The organism is Streptomyces netropsis (genome assembly GCF_014203545.1).
GTDB lineage: Bacteria > Actinomycetota > Actinomycetes > Streptomycetales > Streptomycetaceae > Streptomyces > Streptomyces netropsis.
In genome coordinates this window covers 562544-580342 of the sequence record NZ_JACHJG010000001.1, presented here as the reverse complement: position 1 = coordinate 580342, position 17799 = coordinate 562544, and the positions used below count along the sequence as shown (strand labels likewise).

The window sequence follows — 17799 nt, the reverse complement described above, 5'->3', positions numbered from 1 at the left end:
GTCCCGAAAACCCAGCCCGTCCGGCGCTTGAGGACGAACGCAGGCCCGAAAACCCAGCCCGTCCGGCGTTTGAGGACCGGGGTCCGGGGCGGAGCCCCGGCACTGACCGTCAGACGCAAGCCGTCCGCAGGACCCCCGGCACTGACCGTCAGGCGCAAGCCGTCCGCAGGACCCCCGACACGGACCGCCAGGCGCGAGCCGTCCGGCTCGGCCCCCGGTCCATCGCCGTCCTGATACTCGTCTCCGCCACAGGCGTAGCCGCCTTCGGCTGGCCGCTGCTCGCGGACACAGCGTCCGGCCTCGCGCACTCCAAGGACGCCCCCTGGCTCTTCGCGGCGCTGCTGCCGCTGCTGCTCGCCGTGGTCGCGGCGACCATCGCCGACACCGGCCTGGACGCGAAGGCCATCGCGATGCTGGGCGTGCTGGCCGCGGCGGGCGCGGCCCTGCGGCCGCTGGGGGCCGGGACGGCCGGCATCGAGCCGATGTTCTTCCTCATGGTGCTGTCCGGGCGGGTGCTCGGACCCGGCTTCGGGTTCGTCCTCGGCTCGGTGTCGATGTTCGCGTCCGCGCTGCTGACGGGCGGGGTCGGGCCGTGGATGCCGTTCCAGATGCTGGCCATGGGGTGGGTGGCGATGGGGGCCGGCCTGCTGCCGGGGCCGGACCGGCTGCGGGGGCGGCGGGAGCTGGTGCTGCTCGCCGGGTACGGGGCGGTGGCCTCCCTCCTCTACGGCACGATCATGAACCTCCAGGGCTGGCCCTACATCGGCTCCCTCGCCACGGGCGTCTCCTTCGTCCCCGGCGATCCGCTGTCCGAGAACCTCGCCCGGTTCATCGCGTACTGCCTGGCGACGTCCCTGGGCTGGGACGTGCCCCGCGCGATCGTCACGGTGACGGCCACCCTCGCCCTGGGCCCCACCGTGCTGAAGGCCCTGCGCCGCGCCACCCGCCGCGCGGCCTTCGACGCCCCGGTGCGCTTCGAGGACGCCGGAACCGACCGCAAGTAACAGCCGAATCCCATCGCCGAGCATTACCGATTTGTGAACGCCCCCACGTGACCCCGTTCACATACGGTCCCGCTTCGTACGCGCGGGTCCCCCTCCACCCAGGGCCCGGCGGCCCGGCCCCCGCCCCCCTTCCTGCGAGGCCGGCTAGTAGAGGGGGGTCGTTGCCAGGCCCCGTCGCGTCGTTCATGGTCGGTTGAGTCGCCGGAGCGCAAGTCGGCCCGGCGGCGCCCCATGTCCCCGACGGAAGGTTCCTTCGTGACGTTCTCGACCATCAGCCGCGTCGCCTCCCGCAAGCTGGCCACCGTCGCCGGTGCCGCCCTCGCCCTGGGTACCGCCGGAGTCGTGTTCGCCTCCGTGCCGGCCCAGGCCGCGACCGCGGCCCCGAAGGCCGCCGCGCAGGAGACCGCCAAGCAGATGATCAAGGACTCCGCGCAGTTCCAGTGCTTCAGCAAGATCGTGGAGCACGAGAGCGGCTGGAACCACAAGGCGACCAACGCCGGCAGCGGCGCCTACGGCCTGGTCCAGGCGCTGCCCGGCTCGAAGATGGCCTCGGCCGGCTCCGACTGGCAGACCAACCCCGCCACCCAGATCAAGTGGGGCCTGGACTACATGAAGGACCGCTACGGCAGCCCCTGTGGCGCCTGGGCCTTCTGGCAGACCCACAACTGGTACTGAGCGGCACCACGCCGCTGAAGCGCCTGCATCCCGGAAGCGGCCGGCACCCCACGGTGCCGGCCGCTTCCGCGTGCCCCGGGCCAGGCGCTACAGCGCTACAGGCGCTACAGGCGCTGAATGATCGTGCCCGTCGCCTGCGCCCCGCCCGCGCACATCGTGATGAGCGCGAATTCCTTGTCCGCGCGCTCCAGCTCGTGCAGCGCGGTGACCATCAGCCGTGCGCCCGTCGCGCCCACCGGGTGGCCGAGCGCTATCGCGCCGCCGTTGACGTTGACCTTCTCCAGGTCCTGGTCGAAGACCTGCGCCCACGACAGCACCACGGACGCGAAGGCCTCGTTGATCTCCACCAGGTCGATGTCCCGCAGCGACATGCCCGCCTTGCCGAGCACGGCCCGCGTCGCGTCGACGGGACCGTCGAGGTGGAAGTGGGGATCGGCCCCGACCAGGGCCTGGGCGACGATCCGGGCGCGGGGGCGCAGCTTCAGGGCACGGGCCATGCGTTTGGAGGCCCACATCAGGGCCGCCGCCCCGTCGGATATCTGCGAGGAGTTCCCGGCGGTGTGGACCGCCGTCGGCATGACGGGCTTGAGCCCGGCGAGCGCCTCCATGCTGGTGTCGCGTAACCCCTCGTCGCGGTCGACGAGCCGCCACATGCCCTGCCCGGCGTACTGCTCCTCCTCGGTGGTGGGCACCTGGACCGCGAAGACCTCGCGCTTGAAGCGCTCCTCGGCCCAGGCCCGGGCCGCCCGCTCCTGGGAGAGCAGCCCGAGCCCGTCGACCCGCTCACGGGTCAGACCGCGCTTGCGGGCGATCCGCTCGGCCGCCTCGAACTGGTTGGGCAGATCGACGTTCCACTCGTCGGGGAAGGGCTTGCCCGGCCCGTGCTTGGAGCCGCTGCCCAGCGGGACCCGGCTCATGGCCTCCACCCCGCAGGCGATGCCGATGTCGACGACCCCGCCCGCGACCATGTTGGCCACCAGGTGGTTGGCCTGCTGGGAGGAACCGCACTGGGCGTCCACGGTGGTGGCGGCGGTCTCGTAGGGCAGGCCCATCGCGAGCCAGGCGGTGCGTGCCGGGTTCATCGACTGCTCACCGGCGTGGGTGACCGTGCCGCCGACGATCTGCTCGACGCAGTCGGGCTGGATGCCGGTGCGGGCGAGGACCTCTCGATAGGTCTCCCCCAGCAGATAGGCGGGGTGGAGGTTGGCGAGCGCCCCCTGGCGCTTGCCTATGGGGGTGCGTACGGCTTCGACGATGACGGGTTCCGCGGCCATGACTCGTCCTCTCGTGGGCGCCGCGGGACGTCCCGGCGCCCACGGAGCTGTGTCTTCCCGGGGCCTTGCCTGACCACCACCGACCCCTGGCCGAACTGGTACGCGTTCTAGTTCCGCTCGCAGTCTTATGACTGCCACCTCGGTACGCAAGGGTCGCGCAACCACCGCGTGCGCAACAGATGGCGTCGTCGGCCTTGCCTCCTTCGGGAGGCGTCATTACCTTCGGGCATTTCTGATGGGCCGTCAGCAATGACGGCAGCGATGCCGTCAGGAACGGAGTGCCCGATGCCTTGTCCCGCGCTGCCCGAGGGCTTCGACTTCACCGACCCCGATCTCTACCAGCACCGCGTGCCGCTCCCGGAGTTCGCGGCCCTGCGCCGGACGGCGCCCGTGTGGTGGAACGCCCAGCGGCGCGGCGTCGCGGGCTTCGACGACGAGGGCTACTGGGTCGTCACCCGACACGCGGACGTCCGGGAGGTCTCCACCCGGCCGGAGGACTTCTCCGCCCGTCTGAACACCTCGGTGATCCGCTTCAGCGAGCACATCCGGCGCGACGAGATCGAAGCCCAGCGGCTGATGATGCTCAACATGGACCCGCCCGAACACACCCGGGTCCGCCAGATCGTCCAGCGCGGCTTCACCCCGCGCTCGGTCCGGGCCCTCGAGGCGGCCCTGCGCGAGCGGGCGGGCGCCATCGCGACCGGGGCGCGCGAGCGCGGCAGCGGCGACTTCGTCGCCGACATCGCCTGCGAACTGCCCCTCCAGGCCATCGCCGAGCTCATCGGCATCCCCCAGGACGACCGGGCGCGGATCTTCGACTGGTCCAACAAGATGATCGCCTACGACGACCCCGAGCTGGCCATCACCGAGGAGATCGGCGCCGAGGCCGCGATGGAACTCATCGCGTACGCCATGAACCTCGCCGCCGACCGCGCGAAGTGCCCGGCGCGGGACATCGTGAGCCGGCTGGTGGCGGCCGAGGGCGAGGGCAACCTCGGCTCCGACGAGTTCGGCTTCTTCGTCCTGCTGCTGGCCGTCGCCGGCAACGAGACCACGCGCAACGCCATCAGCCACGGCATGCACGCCTTCCTCACCCACCCCGACCAGTGGGACCTCTACAAGCGGGAGCGGCCGGTGACGGCGGCGGAGGAGATCGTGCGGTGGGCGACCCCGGTCGTCTCCTTCCAGCGCACGGCCACCCGCGACACCGAACTGTCGGGCACCCCGATCGGGGCGGGCCAGCGCGTCGGGATCTTCTACGCCTCCGCCAATCACGACCCCGAGGTCTTCGACGCCCCCGAGAACTTCGACATCACCCGCGACCCCAACCCCCATCTCGGCTTCGGTGGCGGCGGGCCGCACTTCTGCCTCGGCAAGTCGCTGGCCGTCATGGAGATCGACCTCGTCTTCCAGGCGATCGCGGACACCCTTCCCGATATCCAACTCGCCGGTGAACCAAGGCGGTTGAGGTCGGCCTGGCTGAACGGGATCAAGGAACTGCGGGTGCGGTACGCCTAGCCGCGCATCCCCGACTGGCCCTGGATAGGCCGGAATCGGTCCGTACCAGAACCTTGTCAGCCGTCATGCGCGGACTTACTCTCGGGTACACCTTCGAGGGTGGCATGTTCGATACGTCGCGTGTGCGCCGCACCGCACGACCGTCGCGCCGCACGACCTCCGCACCGTATGCCCGTCGCATGCCGCCGTGCTCAGCTTCGCGCACCGCAAGAGCCGCTTTCCCCGTGCGCACCACCGGGCCCAAGCACCCCAGCAGCGCTGCCTGCGCTGTGCAACGCCTCCGAGGGGACAATCAGCATGAAAGACGCTCAAGGAAGACACGTGACGGGCCGCGTGCGGTGGCGGAAGTTCGCCGTTCTGGCCGTTCCGGGCTTCGCGGCCACGGCCGCGCTGGCGGTGGCGCTCGCCGACGGGGCCCTGGCCGCCTCGTTCGCCGTGTCGGGCCAGCAGTTCAAGGTCTCCGCCGACAGCCTGGAGGGTGAGGGGTTCGCACAGTACGGCAGCGTGGACACCAACGCCCGCGGCGACCTGCTGCCCGTCGCCGTGACCGCCATCAAGAAGGCCGAGCTCAGGAAGCTCTGCCAGTCCGTGGTGACCCATCTGCCCATCATCGGCGACATCTCACTGAACCTCACCGCGGGTGGCGGGAAGGACCCGGTCGAGGCCAGCGACCTGTTCGTGGACGCGACCCAGCTCTCCGGCAACGCGGTCTTCAAGAACATCGAGATCGGCCGGGACGCCTCCACGGTGGACAAGGGCCCGGACAATGCCCAGGGCATGCAGGACCTCTTCGCCCAGCAGGCCGACAGCGTCAAGATCACCAACCTTCACCAGGTCGCCTGGGCGACCAACGCCGGCACGTTCAAGCTCGCCGGTCTGAGCATGAAGGTCGCCAAGGGCAAGCGGGAATGCTTCTGACGTGGCCACTGCCTCTCGGCGTGGCACCGAGCCCGGCACCGCGCGGCGCAGCCCGTGGGCCGCGTGGCGGCAGTGGCGCAAGGGGCGCCCCTTCTGGGGCGGCCTGGCCACGATCGTCGCGGGCGCGGAGATCAGCGCCATCCCGCTCGCGCCGCTGAAGATCATGCTCCATCAGGGCATCGCGGGCATCCCGTCGGTCCTGATGGGCCTGGTCATGGTCCTGATGGGGCTGACCGCGTGGTTCGCGCCGCAGTACCGCACGCTCGCCGGGGTGCTCACGGTCATGGTCGCCACGGCGGCACTGGTCATGTCCAACCTCGGCGGGTTCCTGTTCGGCACGATCATCGGCGTCATCGGCGGCGGCATGGTCTTCGCCTGGCAACCGCTGCCGACGGGGCCGGACCCCGGGCCCGAGTCCGGACCCGCCCCGGAAACGACGTCAGGACACGACCCCGCACCCGATCAGGGGCCTGATGCCGTCACCCCACCCACCCTCGGGACCGAGCAGCCTCCCGGGTCACGCCCCACCCGCTAGTCCGACGGCCCGGTAGCCCGGGCAGTCCGGTGTCCCGGCCTGCCCGAAAACGCTCGGGCACCGGCCCGACAGCCGCAGGCCCACCGGCGTGAGGGCCCGGGACGCGCAGGTGGGTCGCGGGGCGTCAAGCGAAGCAGCCCCGCGACCCACCGGAGCGGCACGGGCCCGCCCCGCAACGGTGCGCACCGCACACCCCGCAGACCCGCACCGCATCCCCCACTCACCTCCCACACAAGGAGACCCCATGTCCACTCGCAGCCGACGTCCCCGCCTCGCGCTCGCAATCGGTGCCGGACTGGCCGTCACCGCCACGCTCACCCTGACCGGCACCGGGGTCGCGGACGCCCGGCCCGCCCCGGCCGACTCGACCACCGTGACCCCGGCGGGCCACGCCTTCACCGCCAAGGTCAACGGCAAGGCCACCTTCAAGGCCGGTTCGGTGACCCTCACGTGTGCGGTGTCCGCGTCCCAGCCGTCGGCTTCCGGCACCAACAACCAGATCCCCCAGGCGCCGGACAACGCCAACCCCGCGGGCCCGGTGGCCAGTGACATCAACCCGCCCACGTATTCGTCCTGCACGACCAACCTGCCGGGGGTGACCGCCACCGTCACCACCACCGGCACCTGGGGCGTCTCGATGCAGAACGGATCGCCGGCGAGCGCCACGCTGACCGTTCCCACCGCGGGCTTCGTGCTGCAGACCAGCGGGCTGGCCAGCTGCACGGTGACGTCCGCGCCCACCGGCCCGAGCTCCGTCACCGGGACGTGGACCAACGGCAGCCCCTCCAAGATCACCTTCGTGAACGCCGCGGTCCCGGTGAAGGTCACCGGTGGCTTCGGCTGTCCCACCGGCGCCGTGACGTCGGCGTTCAACGCGGTGTACGACGTCACGGACGTCACGGACCCGGCCTCCCAGATCACGGTGAGCGGCTGACCCGGACACCGTGGAAGGAGAGCGGGGTGCGCGTACGGACCGTTCCCGTACGCGCACCCCGCTCCTTCACACCAGCGGCGTCAGCCGACGACCTCGGCCGGTTCCCGTCTCTCGGTGTCGTCGTTCCGCGGGCGCTCGGCCGGGGCCGCCCCCTCCATGCGGCCCGGGCCGCACAGCGCGTACTGGATGACGAACCCGGCGGTCACGACCAACGCGCCGCCGACCGCGTCCAGTACGTAGTGGTTGGCGGTGCCGATGATCACGGAGAACGTCAGCAGCGGGTAGAGCAGGCCGAGCACCTTCATCCACAGCTTCGGCGCGATGACGGCGATGACGACACCGCACCACAGCGACCAGCCGATGTGCAGCGAGGGCATCGCCGCGTACTGGTTGGACAGTTCGGTCAGCGCCCCGAAGTCGGGGTTCTCCAGGTCCTGCGGGCCGTTGGCGGTGTCGACGTAGCCGAGGCCCGGCATGAGCCGCGGCGGGGCCAGCGGGTAGGCCCAGAAGCCTATGAGCGCCATGAGCGTCGCCAGCGACAGCGCGGTACGCGCCCAGCGGTAGGTGCCGGGGCGGCGCAGGTAGAGATAGACAAGCAGGGAGACGGGCACCAGGAAGTGGAAGGTGCCGTAGTAGTAGTTCATGCTGTCGGTGAGCCAGCCGGTGCCCGCCACGAACTGGTTGAAGCCGTGTTCGATGTCGATGTGCAGGAATTGCTCGGCATCGAGGATCTGCCGGCCGTGGGACTCCGCGAGGGTCCGCTCGTCGGGCACCTCGGAGCGGATGAAGGAGTAGAGCCAGTAACCGGCGCGTATCAGCATCAGTTCCAGCAGCACGTTCGGGCGGGACAGCGGGCGCTTCCAGAAGCGCAGCAGCGGCACCCAGGAGAAGCGGCCCGGCCGCGGCTCGCTGACCGGGGTGGGCAGCGGCTTCTCCCACAGAGGCGAGGTGCGCCTCAGGAACGGCACCGCGCAGGCCGCGATGAGGGCGGCGAGCAGCGGGGCGTGGTCGGCGATGGGTCCCTGGACCCGGTTGTGCGGCATCAGGGCGGTGCTCGTGAGCGTCATGACGAGCACGACGAGCACGGGCCACACCAGCCGGTCGGCGCGGCGTTTGCCGACCCGGCCGACGACGGCGAGCAGGATCCACAGTTGCTGGTGCTGCCAGGCGGTGGGCGAGACGGCGACCGCGACACAGCCGGTGATGGCGATCGCGAGCAGCGCCTGCCCGTCCTTGGCGTAGCTCACGGCCCGGCGCAGGCCGAGCGCGGCGACACCGGCGGCGAGCAGCGCGTACAGCACCAGCTCGACGGGGCCGCGCAGGCCGATCCGGAGCAGCAGCCCGTGCAGGGACTGGTTGGCGAGCCCGTCGGGCGCCTGGCCGAGGCCGGCCCCGGCGATGTGGTGCACCCAGTACGTCCACGAGTCGTCCGGCATGGTCGCCCACGCCAGCACGGAGCACGCCAGGAAGGTGGCGCCCGTGGTGAGGGCCGCGCGGCGGCGCCCGGTGAACCACAGGAGCGGCGCGAAGAGCAGCACGACGGGCTGCAGCGCCGCCGCGAGGCCGACGAGGATGCCGGTGGTGCGCCCGGTGCCCTGTGCCGCCCGGGGCAGGCAGCACCCGAGGAGCACCAACAGGACGGGGAGGATGCTGGTCTGACCGAGCGTGAAGGTGTTCCGTACGGGCAGCGACAGCACGGTCAGGCTGATCGCGACCGGGGCGGCGAGCAGGGCGGTGCGACGGGAGACCGGGCCGGGCAGGGCGCGGGCGGCGACGAGCGCGAGGGCGACGACGAGCAGCAGGGTGCCGAAGGTGAAGGCGATGCCGAGGCTCTGCTCGGCGGCCCGGGTCAGCGGTTTGAGCACCAGGCCCGCGAAGGGGGTGCCGGTGAAGCTGTCCTTGTCGTACAGCGAGCCCCGTACGTGCAGGACACCGTTGTCACCGATCCACCGTTCGAGGTCGGTGAGGCGGCGCTCGGGCGGCAGCCGTAGCACCGCCGCCGCCTGACGCACTGCCAGGACTGCGGCGAGCAGCCAGAGCGCGCCCAGTGCCATGCCGATCCGCGAGACCGTTCTCGGCGAACCGGCCAGTCCGCCCCGCTCTGCATTCGCCACGCCCCGCCGCTCCTCCAGTTCGCCCACCTCGGTCACCCTCGTAGGGCTGTTTGAGACCTTACTGAGTCCTGAAGAACAGACGCAGGTCACCCCCAGGTCACTTGACAACCTCCCACAGGTAGTCCTGATTTCGCCGTACCGGGCCTGGCCCGCCACGCTCGGGGCGGGCCCGCGCCGAGCGTGCACCGGACTCGACACAAACGGGGATGAGTCCACACTTGTTAGGGTGCGCACCATGAGCACCGGTGCAGACAAGCCGCCACCCCTGCGGCGCGACGCGCAACGCAATCGGGAGCTGCTGATCGCGGCGGCCCGCGAGCTGTTCGCCGAACAGGGCCTGGAGGCCCCCCTGGACGACATCGCCCGCCGGGCGGGGGTGGGCAACGCCACCCTCTACCGGCGCTTCCCCACCCGCGAGGACCTCATCGAGGCGGTCTTCCACGACACCCTCAGCACGGGTCTGCGCCTGGGCGAGGAGGCCCGCCGGGCGGACGACGCCTGGGCGGCCCTCGTCGGCTACATGGAGTCGGTCTTCGAGGGCCTGGCCGCCGACCGGGGCGCCATCGATCTGATGACCACCGCCATCCCGGCCGGCCCGACCCTGGCCACCCTCCGCGAGCACAACCACGAGACGGTCGGCCTGCTCGTCCGCCGCGCGCAGGAACAGGGCGCGATGCGCCCCGACATCGTGGCCGAGGACCTCCTCTTCGCCCTCGCCGCCGTCGGCCGCTGCGTCCCCTCCTCCGCCTCCGTCGCCCCCGGCTCCTGGCGCCGCCAACTCGCCCTCCTCTTCGACGGCCTCCGCGCCGAGGCCGCCCGCCCGCTCCCGGCACCCCCGCTGACCTTCGAACAACTCGGCACGGTGCTGGCCGACCTCGGCTCGGGACGGCCGAGGCCGCAGACGGGGTGAGACGGCCCCCGGCGTCGATCACCCGACGCCGGGGGCGCTTCCGCGGAGGCGGGAGGGGGCCGGTTCGGCGCCGGTGATGCCGTTTCCGGCCCTCCGGACCGGCGGCCCCCGCGCCTCTCGGCCGGACCGTGTAGGAGACTGCACCCACACGGTCCGGATCAGGGGCCCACCCGGGGCTCCTCCTGGTGAGAGGTGTCATGTGAGCGTCGTAAAGATCAACGTGCTGACCGTACCCGTCGAGCAGCGGGAGACGCTCGAGAAGCGGTTCGCGGCGCGGGCCGGTTCCGTCGAGAACTCCGACGGCTTCGAGTGGTTCGAGCTGCTGCGGCCCGTCGAGGGCACGGACACCTACCTCGTCTACACGCGCTGGCGCAGCGAGGAGGACTTCCAGGCGTGGATGAACGGCTCGATGAAGGCCGCTCACGGCGGTGGTGAGGGCGGGGACGGCGCCCCCAAGCAGAAGCCCGCCGCGTCCGGCTCCACGCTGTGGTCCTTCGAGGTCGTCCAGCAGGCGGCGCCGAAGAACGGCTGACCGCCCCGCGCTCCGGCGGGGGCGGGCCGGCCCGCCCCCGCCGCGTAAATCCCGGGTGTCACACGCGTCCCACGTGCAAGGATCCCGGCATGACCGATGCCGCGACCACCCGCCTGCCCTGGACCGTCGGCCCGGAGCCGGTCGGCTCCGCCGAGTCGGCCGCCCTGCTGCGTGAGTACCTCACCGATGTGGCCGACCGCTGGTACGAGCTGAACCACGACCGGACCTCCACGCCCGAGGAGATCGACGGGCACCTCGCCGAGGACCCGAGCGACGACCTCGCCCCGCCGCACGGCGTGCTGCTGGTCGGCCGGCACGGCGGTGAACAGGCGGGGTGTGTGGGGCTGCTGCGACTGGACCCCCGTACGGCCGAGCTGCGGCGGATGTACGTACGGCCCACGAAGCGCGGTCTCGGCGGCGCGGCCGTACTGCTGGGCGCCGCCGAGGAGACGGCGCGCGCGTGGGGCGTGGAGCGGATCGTCCTGGACACCCGGATGGACCTGGTGGAGGCGCGGGCGCTGTACGCCCGGCACGGGTATCTGCCCATTCCGCGCTACAACGAGAGCCCGTACGCCGAGGTGTGGCTCGCCAAGGAGCTGGCCTAGCGCAACGTCCGGCTACGGCTTGAGCCGGTGGTCGCCCGTCTGACCGTTGTGGGGCTGTTCGGCGTCCGAGCCGCACAGTTCGCGGTTCAGTTCCCGTACGAGCTCCATGAGATCGGTGGGCCGGTCCGGTGACCACCAGTCGCCGAGCAGCTCGGCGAGTGACTCCTCGCGCGCCTGGAAGAGCTTGGCCGCGACCTCGCTCCCCCGGTCGGTGAGGACGAGCGGCAGCCCTTCGCGGACGGCCAGGCCGCGCACCTCCAACTCCCGTGCCGCCTCGGTGATGACCCGTAGCGGTACGGGCACGCGCTCGGCGAGCATCGCGGGTTCGGCGGATCCGTAGCGGTTGATGCGCAACAGCATCCAGCTCGACGCGGGGTGCAGATCGAGCCCGGCCCGTTCGGTGATCTTCTCGTAGACCTTGCGGCGGCCCTCACGGCTGCCGAGGACGGACAGCGCGCGGGCGCACTCGTCCAGCGAGGAGCGCTCGACGGGGTTGCTGGAGAGCACCTCGCTGGTGTCGGGTGCGGTGACGCTGCCGCGCAGCGGTTCCTCCTTGAGCAGCCAGGCCAGGACGAAGGCGACGGCCATGGCGGGCACCGCGTAGAGGAACACGTCGGTGATCGACACGGAGTAGGCGTCGAGCACCCCGGCCCGTTCCGCCGGTGGCAGCGAGGAGACGGCGCGCGGGTCGCCCTTGAGCTGTTCCGGGGTGACGCCGGCGGGCAGCTTCGCACCGGCGAGGGCGTCGGCGATGCGCGGCCCGAGCTTGTTGGCGAAGATCGTGCCGAAGATGGAGACGCCGAAGGACGCCCCGATGGAGCGGAAGAACGTGGCGCCGGAGGTGGCGACGCCGAGGTCCTCGTAGCCGACGGAGTTCTGCACGATCAGCACGAGCACCTGCATGACCAGGCCGAGCCCGAAGCCGAAGACGAAGAAGTAGACGCTCATCTCGCCGACGCCGCTCGCGGGATCGAGCTGGTGCAGCAGGAGCAGGCCGATGGCGGTCAGCCCGGTGCCGGCGATGGGGAAGACCTTGTAGCGGCCGGTGCGGCTGACGATCTGGCCGGAGGCGGTGGAGGAGATCAGCATGCCGGCCACCATCGGCAGCATGTGCACCCCCGACATGGTCGGGGAGACGCCCTGGACGACCTGGAGGAAGGTCGGCAGATAGGTCATGGACCCGAACATCGCGAACCCGATGACGAAGCCGATGACCGAGCAGAGCGCGAAGGTGCGGATCGTGAAGAGCTTCAACGGCAGGACGGGCTCGGCCGCGCGCCGTTCCACGAGCACGAAGGGGACGAGCAGCCCGACGCCCAGCACGCCGAGGCCGATGATCTGCCAGGACCCCCAGGGGTAGCTCACCCCGCCGAGCGAGGTCATCAGCACCAGGCAGGTGGCGACGGCGGCGATGAGGAACGTGCCGAGGTAGTCGATGCGGTGCGGGGTGCGGCTGGTGGGGATGTGCAGGACGGCGGCGATGACGAGCAGCGCGACGATGCCGATGGGCAGGTTGATGTAGAACACCCAGCGCCAGCTGAGGTGGTCCACGAACAGTCCGCCCAGCAGGGGGCCGAGGACGCTCGTGCCACCGAAGACGGCCCCGAACAGGCCCTGGTAGCGGCCGCGTTCGCGGGGCGGCACGATGTCGCCGACGATCGCCATCGACAGCACGATCAGCCCGCCGCCGCCGAGGCCCTGCAGGGCCCGGAAGCCGATGAGCATCGGCATGTTCTGTGCGGCGCCGCACAGCGCGGAGCCGACGAGGAAGATGACGATGGCGGTCTGGAAGAGCTTCTTGCGCCCGTACTGGTCGCCGAGCTTGCCCCACAGCGGGGTGGCGGCGGTGGAGGCGAGCAGATAGGCGGTGACGACCCAGGAGAGGTGTTCGAGGCCGCCGAGGTCGCTGACGATGGTGGGCAGCGCGGTGGAGACGATCGTCTGGTCGAGCGCCGCCAGCAGCAGCCCGAGCAGCAGCGCGCCGATCGCGATCAGGACGGTGCGCGTGGACTGCCCCTCGCCGGGTGCGTACGGGCGCTCCGCGGCCAGGGAGGGGCCCGGGGGGTGCTCGGCTCGGCCCGGGGTGTCCTCCGCCATGAGCGCTCCTCGGATGCGGCTCGGTTCCGGCGGCCGGCGCCGGGTCGGTTCGGGTCCTGCGGGGCGCTCGCGCCCTGCGTCCATCCATCGTGATCCGGATCCACGCCCGCGGCCCGCCGGGATAGGCCATTGGCAGCCCCCGGACCGCTGCGACCAGGGGCATTGGCGTTCGCGGTGTCCTTTTTGTATCGTGGAGAAACAAAGTGGCTCCGTCCGTATACCCTGACCGGCGGGCGGAGCCACTTGTCTTTGCTCCCGCGCTCTGGAGTCCGCCGATGCCGGCCAACGCCCCCACCCCGACCACGCTGACCGCCCAGGCCCTGCTCCTGGACATGGACGGCACGATCGTCAACTCCGACGCCGTCGTGGAGCGCTGCTGGCGCCAGTGGGCGGGTGAGCAGGGACTGGACGCGGACGCGGTGATGAAGGTCGTCCACGGCCGCCAGGGCTACGCGACGATGGCCGTCCTCCTCCCGGACCGCCCCATGGAGCAGAACCACGCCGACAACCGCCGCATGCTCGCGGCGGAGACCGCCGACGTCGACGGCGTCGTCCCGGTGCCCGGCGCCCCGGCCTTCATGGCCGCCCTCGCCGACCTCCCGCACGCCCTCGTCACCTCGGCCGACCGCGGCCTGGCCACGGCCCGCATGGGCGCGGCGGGCCTGCCGATGCCCGAGGTCCGCGTCACGGCGGAGAGCGTCGGCGCGAGCAAGCCGGACCCGGAGGGCTTCCTCAAGGGCGCCGCCGCCCTGGGCTTCGCCCCGGCGGACTGCGTCGTCTTCGAGGACTCCGAGGCGGGCATCACGGCGGGCAAGGCGGCCGGCATGCGCGTCGTGGGCGTCGGCCCGCGCGCCGCGGCCCACGCGCCGGACGCGCACGTCATGGACCTGGAGCAGGTCCGGGTCACGGCGGGGCCGGACGGCGGCATCGTGCTGACGATCGGGTAAGAAGCTGCCACGGGTCTCGGTGAGCGTTCGTCTTGATGACCGTTTGATGAGCGTTCCGCGAACTTGATCGAGTCTGGGGGTTTAAGGAGGCCTCCTGCTCGTAGCCTGGGCCCATGTCACTCGACTCGACTACCGACCAGCTGTCACCCGAGGAGATAAACGACACCATCCGCGCCTTCCTGGCCACGCGCCGGGGCCTGCTCACCAGGTCGGAGCGGAGGATGTACGAACGCCTCCTCGCGGCGTGGCACGCGGCGGACCGCCGCGATCGGTGCGGCGCGGGGGTCTGACGCCGCCCTCGTGAACGTGCGCGCGCTGGCGCGGACCGCGATGGGCCGGCGGCTCCTGCGTGCGCACCTGCTCCGCGGTCGGGCTGAGATCATCGGCGGGGTGAACGACTCCCCGTGGGACGCCCTGACATCGGACGAGCAGGCCTTTCTCATCAACTCCTACGAGATCGACATCCTGCCGGGGGTGTGGGGGGACCTTGAGGAGCCGCTGCTGTCGGCGCCGCCGGGCGCGCTTGCCGAGGTTCTGCTGAGGCTGGTCGATCGCGGCTGGATCGCCGTGTGCGAGGTCGAGCCGTGGACCGCCCCCGACGGCCGCGCGGGATTCCAACCGGGTCCCCCGTTGCCACGCGAATCCCTCCCCGAGCTGCTCGCGGATCCCCTCGCTTGGGAGTACCCGGAGGACGACTGGATCGGGGCACTCACGCTGGTGGAGACGGACGCCGGAAGGAAGATCACCCGCAAGGGGGCCGGCGAGGGCTGAGCCGCTCCCCCGTGACGTCCGGCCCCGGAAGCGGCCGAACTTCAGGCGCTCTCGGCATCAGCCGTCGACCGTCGCAAGGCCACATGAGCCGGGCCAGGTCAGCGCGTTGCCGCCACCTGGCAGGCGACCTCCTACTAGGCGCTAGCGAATGGGACAGGGCAGGTCAGGGCTGCCGCGATTGGGGGAACAGGTCACCAGCGCTACCGAGTGGAAGACCGTGCCGTTCAGGTAGTGGCCGAGCGACACGTCCCCGCCCGACATCAGCCGCTCCGCAGCAGCCTTCACCAGGAGCACCAGGCGAGTTGCCTCCCTCTCTCCTTCCGAGGCGAACCGAGGGGCGAATTCGGCGAGCTGAAGCCCCAGCCACTCCCCCGCCTCCTTCGGCTCCGCCCACGTGCCCTTGACCATAGACGCCGGTTTCATCAGCCAGTGCGCCGTATGAAGCGGTGGTAGGTCCGTCACGTCGAACTCCGCGACGATTTCCCGGTATCGCTCCACAAGCCGCTGCCCGGCCGTGTCTCCGGGGAGTGCAGGCAGGGGCGGTTCGGGATGCGGTGGCCGGCGCAGGGCCTCGTTGTCGAATGCCTTCTTTTCACCCAGCCAGGCGTACCCGTGGATGTGCACTGCGTGCTCCGTTCCGGGAAAGGCGGCGGCCCCGCCCGCCGGCGCGTGGGCGGGGCCGCCAGTGAGGGGGTACTCAGGGCGTCAGGCGGAAAGCCCGAACTTCGCCGGGTCGATACCGGCCGCGTCCAGCTCAGCCGTGGTGAAGCGCAGCGGCTGCGCAGCCGGCCGCTTGGTGTCCCCCATGGCCCAGACGTCCGGGCCGATCTTCGCGAGCGTCACGCAGGCTTCGCCGTCCGGATGCGTATTGCCGCCGCACGCCTTCGAGAACTCGGCCCCCTTGATGGGGAGCCCGTACAGGTCGGTCATCGTCGTGCCCTTCCTGATCTGCTTTGACGGCCCAGTTGAGGCCGCCCTCCGCCCCCTATCGGGCGAAAGTCCCAGGGACCCTCATGGCCTCGGATATCCACTCCGCACAGGCCCGGGGACAACCGAAGGCGGCCAGGGTCGCCGGTTGGAGCTCGGCGGCGTCAATGGCCCGTGCGCGGGCAACCGTCCATGCTTGCCTGCCCATCAGACGGCCACGACCGGAGTGGCCGGGCATTGGTTGTGCCGGTAGACCGTGAGGGGCGCTTCCGAGGGGTGGTCAACGGTCTTCCGACGGACGGGTTCAAGAGACCTGATGGTCCGCTGGCAGGCGGAGCACTCGTATCCGGGCGCGTAGGTCAGGTACTCCCACGCGTCGCGGTCGAACTCATGAGCCTTTGCCTTCTTCGCCATCGCCATGGCGCACCCCTAACCGCACTCGCACCCTGTGCGGTGCTCGACATCGCTCCGTGTGAGGACGACGTTAAGGAGGGGCTCAGCGGGGCAGCCACGTTGTTGCACGCGGTTGCACGGATTCACCCAACAGCGTCCAGCGCCTTCGCAATGAGGGCTCGGGCCGGGGCACCTCGTACGGCCGTCTGCGACAACTCAGAGAAAGCTCGGAGGTATGTACGAATCTCCCCGGGGGCAGTCAGGTTGATCTCTGCCGTGAGCGTCTCGACCGCCACCTGTTGGTCATCGAAGGCATAGAACGCTTCGAGCGGCCATACGGTCCGGTGCGCCCTGGCGGGGATGATGCCGAGCGACACGTTCGGCTGCCCCATGATCGTGAGCAGATGCTCCAACTGCTCAGCCATGGCGGCATCGTCAGAGACTCGGTAGTACAAAACCGTCTCTTCAAGGAGCAAGCCGAAGCGGTGGTCACCCTCTCTGATCACTCGGGAGCGGTCGATCCTTGCCCGCACAGCGTCAGCCACGTCGTCGGGGGTGCCCTGAAAGGCTGCGATCGTCTTGAGGAGTCCAGTGGCGTATCCGACAGTCTGGAGCATGCCGGGCATGACGTTCGAGGCGTAAACGCGAAATGAGCGGGTCCGCTGGTAGAGCGGGACCGTTCTCTCATGGATCCGCCGCATACCGTCGCGGTGGATCTGCTTCCACTCGACGTACATCGACTCTGCATTCCGGGAGGCGGCGATGATGTCGGCCGCCTGATCCTCGGAACCACAGGCCACACACCACGCCCGGATGTCGGCATCCGAGGGCGGCGTCTTACCCCGTGCGATGCGGGACGACTTGGACTTGTGCCAGCCACACCTGGCGGCCAGCTCATGTCCCGAGAGCCCAGCGTCCTTCATGAGCCCTTGCAAGCGAGACGCCACGGCGTCCCGCGCAGCTTGGGCGCTGGAGAGCGGAGAGGTAGGCATGAGCTGACCGACCAGGAATCAGACGGTGTATTTCTCGTGCGGAATGCCACGCTCCCACACTGCGTCGAAGGCGGACGCGCAGTGCGCCGCTACGGCGGGGTCCTCTGTCTGGTCGGTGTAAACCCACCGACCAGCCCCATCGAAGATGTTGAACTGGACCAGGCGGCCGTCGAAGAGCCAGAAGTCATTGCCCGGGAGGGCAAGATCCGAGGTCATGCGGCGGGGCAGCCAGCGGATCTGTTCCCCAGCAACCACATTCGTGAAGGTGCCGGAGTGTTCGAAGGCGATGTAATCGCTGACAGGCTCGGAGACGATCCGGGCCCGCCTGATGACAACTCCCTTCGCGGTCACCTCCTGCACGAGGTCGAGCCAGGGACGCCACCATGAGGAACGGTCGTCAGGATTGAGTCGGCGGCCTTTCTTCCATGCGGCGAAGCCTTCGATCTCATTCTCGACGCCGTAGGCGTCCCGCATCTCGAGGTGTACGGCCGACTCCCGGACCGACCTGATGAGGTCGGAGAAGTCAGTCAGACTCTGCGACACGAAGCGCCTCCCGAAAAAGCGGGAGCATCCGCTTCGGAACCCTGATCACCGATTCGTGGCCGGGGATCGGAACATCCTGCGAGCTTGCGCTCGTGGTCTCCTCGTTCGCC

General features: G+C 70.6%; 20 protein-coding genes. 12 read left to right on the top strand and 8 right to left on the bottom strand.

The features are described from left to right. Positions 1-221 precede the first annotated feature (221 nt). On the top strand, positions 222-1004 hold the full coding sequence (locus FHS38_RS02625; RefSeq protein WP_184731092.1) for an ECF transporter S component: 783 nt from the start codon (positions 222-224) through the stop codon (positions 1002-1004). A 255-nt stretch (positions 1005-1259) separates the two neighbouring features. Further along, complete coding sequence (locus FHS38_RS02620; protein WP_446556001.1) at positions 1260-1679, top strand: aggregation-promoting factor C-terminal-like domain-containing protein; 420 nt, start codon at positions 1260-1262, stop codon at positions 1677-1679. 104 nt (positions 1680-1783) lie between these two features. Here the strand turns inward: FHS38_RS02620 and FHS38_RS02615 are convergent, their stop codons facing one another. Next, a complete protein-coding gene (locus FHS38_RS02615; protein ID WP_184730192.1) occupies positions 1784-2953 on the bottom strand; it encodes a steroid 3-ketoacyl-CoA thiolase in 1170 nt (389 codons plus the stop codon). Positions 2954-3238: 285 nt separating this feature from the next. On the opposite strand from FHS38_RS02615, the gene FHS38_RS02610 reads away from it, so the two are divergent. The 4 genes from FHS38_RS02610 (at position 3239) to FHS38_RS02595 (ending at position 6858) form a co-directional block, all read left to right on the top strand. Beyond that, positions 3239-4471 carry a cytochrome P450 gene (locus FHS38_RS02610; RefSeq protein ID WP_184730190.1) on the top strand — a complete coding sequence of 411 codons (1233 nt, stop codon included), beginning with the start codon at positions 3239-3241 and terminating at the stop codon, positions 4469-4471. Positions 4472-4768: 297 nt separating this feature from the next. Next, positions 4769-5389, top strand: a complete 621-nt coding sequence (locus tag FHS38_RS02605) for a DUF6230 family protein (protein WP_184730188.1) — start codon at positions 4769-4771, stop codon at positions 5387-5389. A 1-nt stretch (position 5390) separates the two neighbouring features. Further along, the gene (locus FHS38_RS02600) at positions 5391-5924 is read left to right on the top strand and encodes a DUF6114 domain-containing protein (protein WP_229821874.1); all 534 of its coding nucleotides are present in this window, start codon (positions 5391-5393) and stop codon (positions 5922-5924) included. A 244-nt stretch (positions 5925-6168) separates the two neighbouring features. Beyond that, on the top strand, positions 6169-6858 hold the full coding sequence (locus tag FHS38_RS02595; RefSeq protein WP_184730186.1) for a hypothetical protein: 690 nt from the start codon (positions 6169-6171) through the stop codon (positions 6856-6858). An 80-nt stretch (positions 6859-6938) separates the two neighbouring features. Here FHS38_RS02595 and FHS38_RS02590 read toward each other — a convergent pair whose 3' ends face one another. Then, positions 6939-8912, bottom strand: coding sequence for a bifunctional glycosyltransferase 87/phosphatase PAP2 family protein (locus FHS38_RS02590; RefSeq protein ID WP_184731090.1), 1974 nt, complete (start codon positions 8910-8912; stop codon positions 6939-6941). A gap of 295 nt (positions 8913-9207) precedes the next feature. Between FHS38_RS02590 and FHS38_RS02585 the strand changes: the two genes are divergently transcribed. The 3 genes from FHS38_RS02585 (at position 9208) to FHS38_RS02575 (ending at position 11019) form a co-directional block, all read left to right on the top strand. Continuing rightward, positions 9208-9882 carry a TetR/AcrR family transcriptional regulator gene (locus FHS38_RS02585; protein ID WP_184730184.1) on the top strand — a complete coding sequence of 225 codons (675 nt, stop codon included), beginning with the start codon at positions 9208-9210 and terminating at the stop codon, positions 9880-9882. A 199-nt stretch (positions 9883-10081) separates the two neighbouring features. Further along, positions 10082-10414, top strand: coding sequence for an antibiotic biosynthesis monooxygenase family protein (locus FHS38_RS02580; protein ID WP_184730183.1), 333 nt, complete (start codon positions 10082-10084; stop codon positions 10412-10414). A gap of 89 nt (positions 10415-10503) precedes the next feature. Further along, positions 10504-11019 carry a GNAT family N-acetyltransferase gene (locus FHS38_RS02575; RefSeq protein ID WP_184730182.1) on the top strand — a complete coding sequence of 172 codons (516 nt, stop codon included), beginning with the start codon at positions 10504-10506 and terminating at the stop codon, positions 11017-11019. Between the two features lie 12 nt (positions 11020-11031). Here FHS38_RS02575 and FHS38_RS02570 read toward each other — a convergent pair whose 3' ends face one another. After that, positions 11032-13116 carry an MFS transporter gene (locus FHS38_RS02570; RefSeq protein ID WP_184730180.1) on the bottom strand — a complete coding sequence of 695 codons (2085 nt, stop codon included), beginning with the start codon at positions 13114-13116 and terminating at the stop codon, positions 11032-11034. Between the two features lie 275 nt (positions 13117-13391). On the opposite strand from FHS38_RS02570, the gene FHS38_RS02565 reads away from it, so the two are divergent. From FHS38_RS02565 to FHS38_RS02555, 3 genes are all read left to right on the top strand, one after another. Then, positions 13392-14063: an HAD family hydrolase gene (locus FHS38_RS02565; RefSeq protein ID WP_184730178.1), complete on the top strand. Its 672-nt coding sequence runs from the start codon at positions 13392-13394 to the stop codon at positions 14061-14063. 113 nt (positions 14064-14176) lie between these two features. Next, positions 14177-14353: a hypothetical protein gene (locus FHS38_RS02560; protein WP_184731194.1), complete on the top strand. Its 177-nt coding sequence runs from the start codon at positions 14177-14179 to the stop codon at positions 14351-14353. A gap of 10 nt (positions 14354-14363) precedes the next feature. Next, complete coding sequence (locus FHS38_RS02555; protein ID WP_184730176.1) at positions 14364-14834, top strand: hypothetical protein; 471 nt, start codon at positions 14364-14366, stop codon at positions 14832-14834. Positions 14835-14975: 141 nt separating this feature from the next. Here FHS38_RS02555 and FHS38_RS02550 read toward each other — a convergent pair whose 3' ends face one another. From FHS38_RS02550 to FHS38_RS02530, 5 genes are all read right to left on the bottom strand, one after another. Beyond that, positions 14976-15458, bottom strand: coding sequence for a hypothetical protein (locus FHS38_RS02550; RefSeq protein WP_184730174.1), 483 nt, complete (start codon positions 15456-15458; stop codon positions 14976-14978). Between the two features lie 81 nt (positions 15459-15539). Then, positions 15540-15764 carry a DUF397 domain-containing protein gene (locus FHS38_RS02545; protein ID WP_184730172.1) on the bottom strand — a complete coding sequence of 75 codons (225 nt, stop codon included), beginning with the start codon at positions 15762-15764 and terminating at the stop codon, positions 15540-15542. A gap of 204 nt (positions 15765-15968) precedes the next feature. Continuing rightward, the gene (locus FHS38_RS02540; RefSeq protein ID WP_184730170.1) at positions 15969-16175 is read right to left on the bottom strand and encodes a hypothetical protein; all 207 of its coding nucleotides are present in this window, start codon (positions 16173-16175) and stop codon (positions 15969-15971) included. Positions 16176-16297: 122 nt separating this feature from the next. Further along, entirely contained in the window at positions 16298-17146 is an 849-nt protein-coding gene (locus FHS38_RS02535; RefSeq protein WP_184730168.1) for a helix-turn-helix domain-containing protein, read from the bottom strand. An 18-nt stretch (positions 17147-17164) separates the two neighbouring features. After that, complete coding sequence (locus tag FHS38_RS02530) at positions 17165-17689, bottom strand: DUF6879 family protein (protein ID WP_184730166.1); 525 nt, start codon at positions 17687-17689, stop codon at positions 17165-17167. Positions 17690-17799: the final 110 nt, after the last annotated feature.

Bases quoted from the DNA above. Each gene is read 5' to 3' on its own strand.
- FHS38_RS02615 (WP_184730192.1), bottom strand. From the start codon at position 2,953: ATGGCCGCGGAACCCGTCATCGTCGAAGCCGTACGCACCCCCATAGGC.
- FHS38_RS02610 (WP_184730190.1), top strand. From the start codon at position 3,239: ATGCCTTGTCCCGCGCTGCCCGAGGGCTTCGACTTCACCGACCCCGAT.
- FHS38_RS02605 (WP_184730188.1), top strand. From the start codon at position 4,769: ATGAAAGACGCTCAAGGAAGACACGTGACGGGCCGCGTGCGGTGGCGG.
- FHS38_RS02595 (WP_184730186.1), top strand. From the start codon at position 6,169: ATGTCCACTCGCAGCCGACGTCCCCGCCTCGCGCTCGCAATCGGTGCC.
- FHS38_RS02590 (WP_184731090.1), bottom strand. From the start codon at position 8,912: ATGGCACTGGGCGCGCTCTGGCTGCTCGCCGCAGTCCTGGCAGTGCGT.
- FHS38_RS02585 (WP_184730184.1), top strand. From the start codon at position 9,208: ATGAGCACCGGTGCAGACAAGCCGCCACCCCTGCGGCGCGACGCGCAA.
- FHS38_RS02575 (WP_184730182.1), top strand. From the start codon at position 10,504: ATGACCGATGCCGCGACCACCCGCCTGCCCTGGACCGTCGGCCCGGAG.
- FHS38_RS02570 (WP_184730180.1), bottom strand. From the start codon at position 13,116: ATGGCGGAGGACACCCCGGGCCGAGCCGAGCACCCCCCGGGCCCCTCC.
- FHS38_RS02565 (WP_184730178.1), top strand. From the start codon at position 13,392: ATGCCGGCCAACGCCCCCACCCCGACCACGCTGACCGCCCAGGCCCTG.
- FHS38_RS02560 (WP_184731194.1), top strand. From the start codon at position 14,177: ATGTCACTCGACTCGACTACCGACCAGCTGTCACCCGAGGAGATAAAC.
- FHS38_RS02545 (WP_184730172.1), bottom strand. From the start codon at position 15,764: ATGACCGACCTGTACGGGCTCCCCATCAAGGGGGCCGAGTTCTCGAAG.
- FHS38_RS02540 (WP_184730170.1), bottom strand. From the start codon at position 16,175: ATGGCGAAGAAGGCAAAGGCTCATGAGTTCGACCGCGACGCGTGGGAG.
- FHS38_RS02535 (WP_184730168.1), bottom strand. From the start codon at position 17,146: ATGCCTACCTCTCCGCTCTCCAGCGCCCAAGCTGCGCGGGACGCCGTG.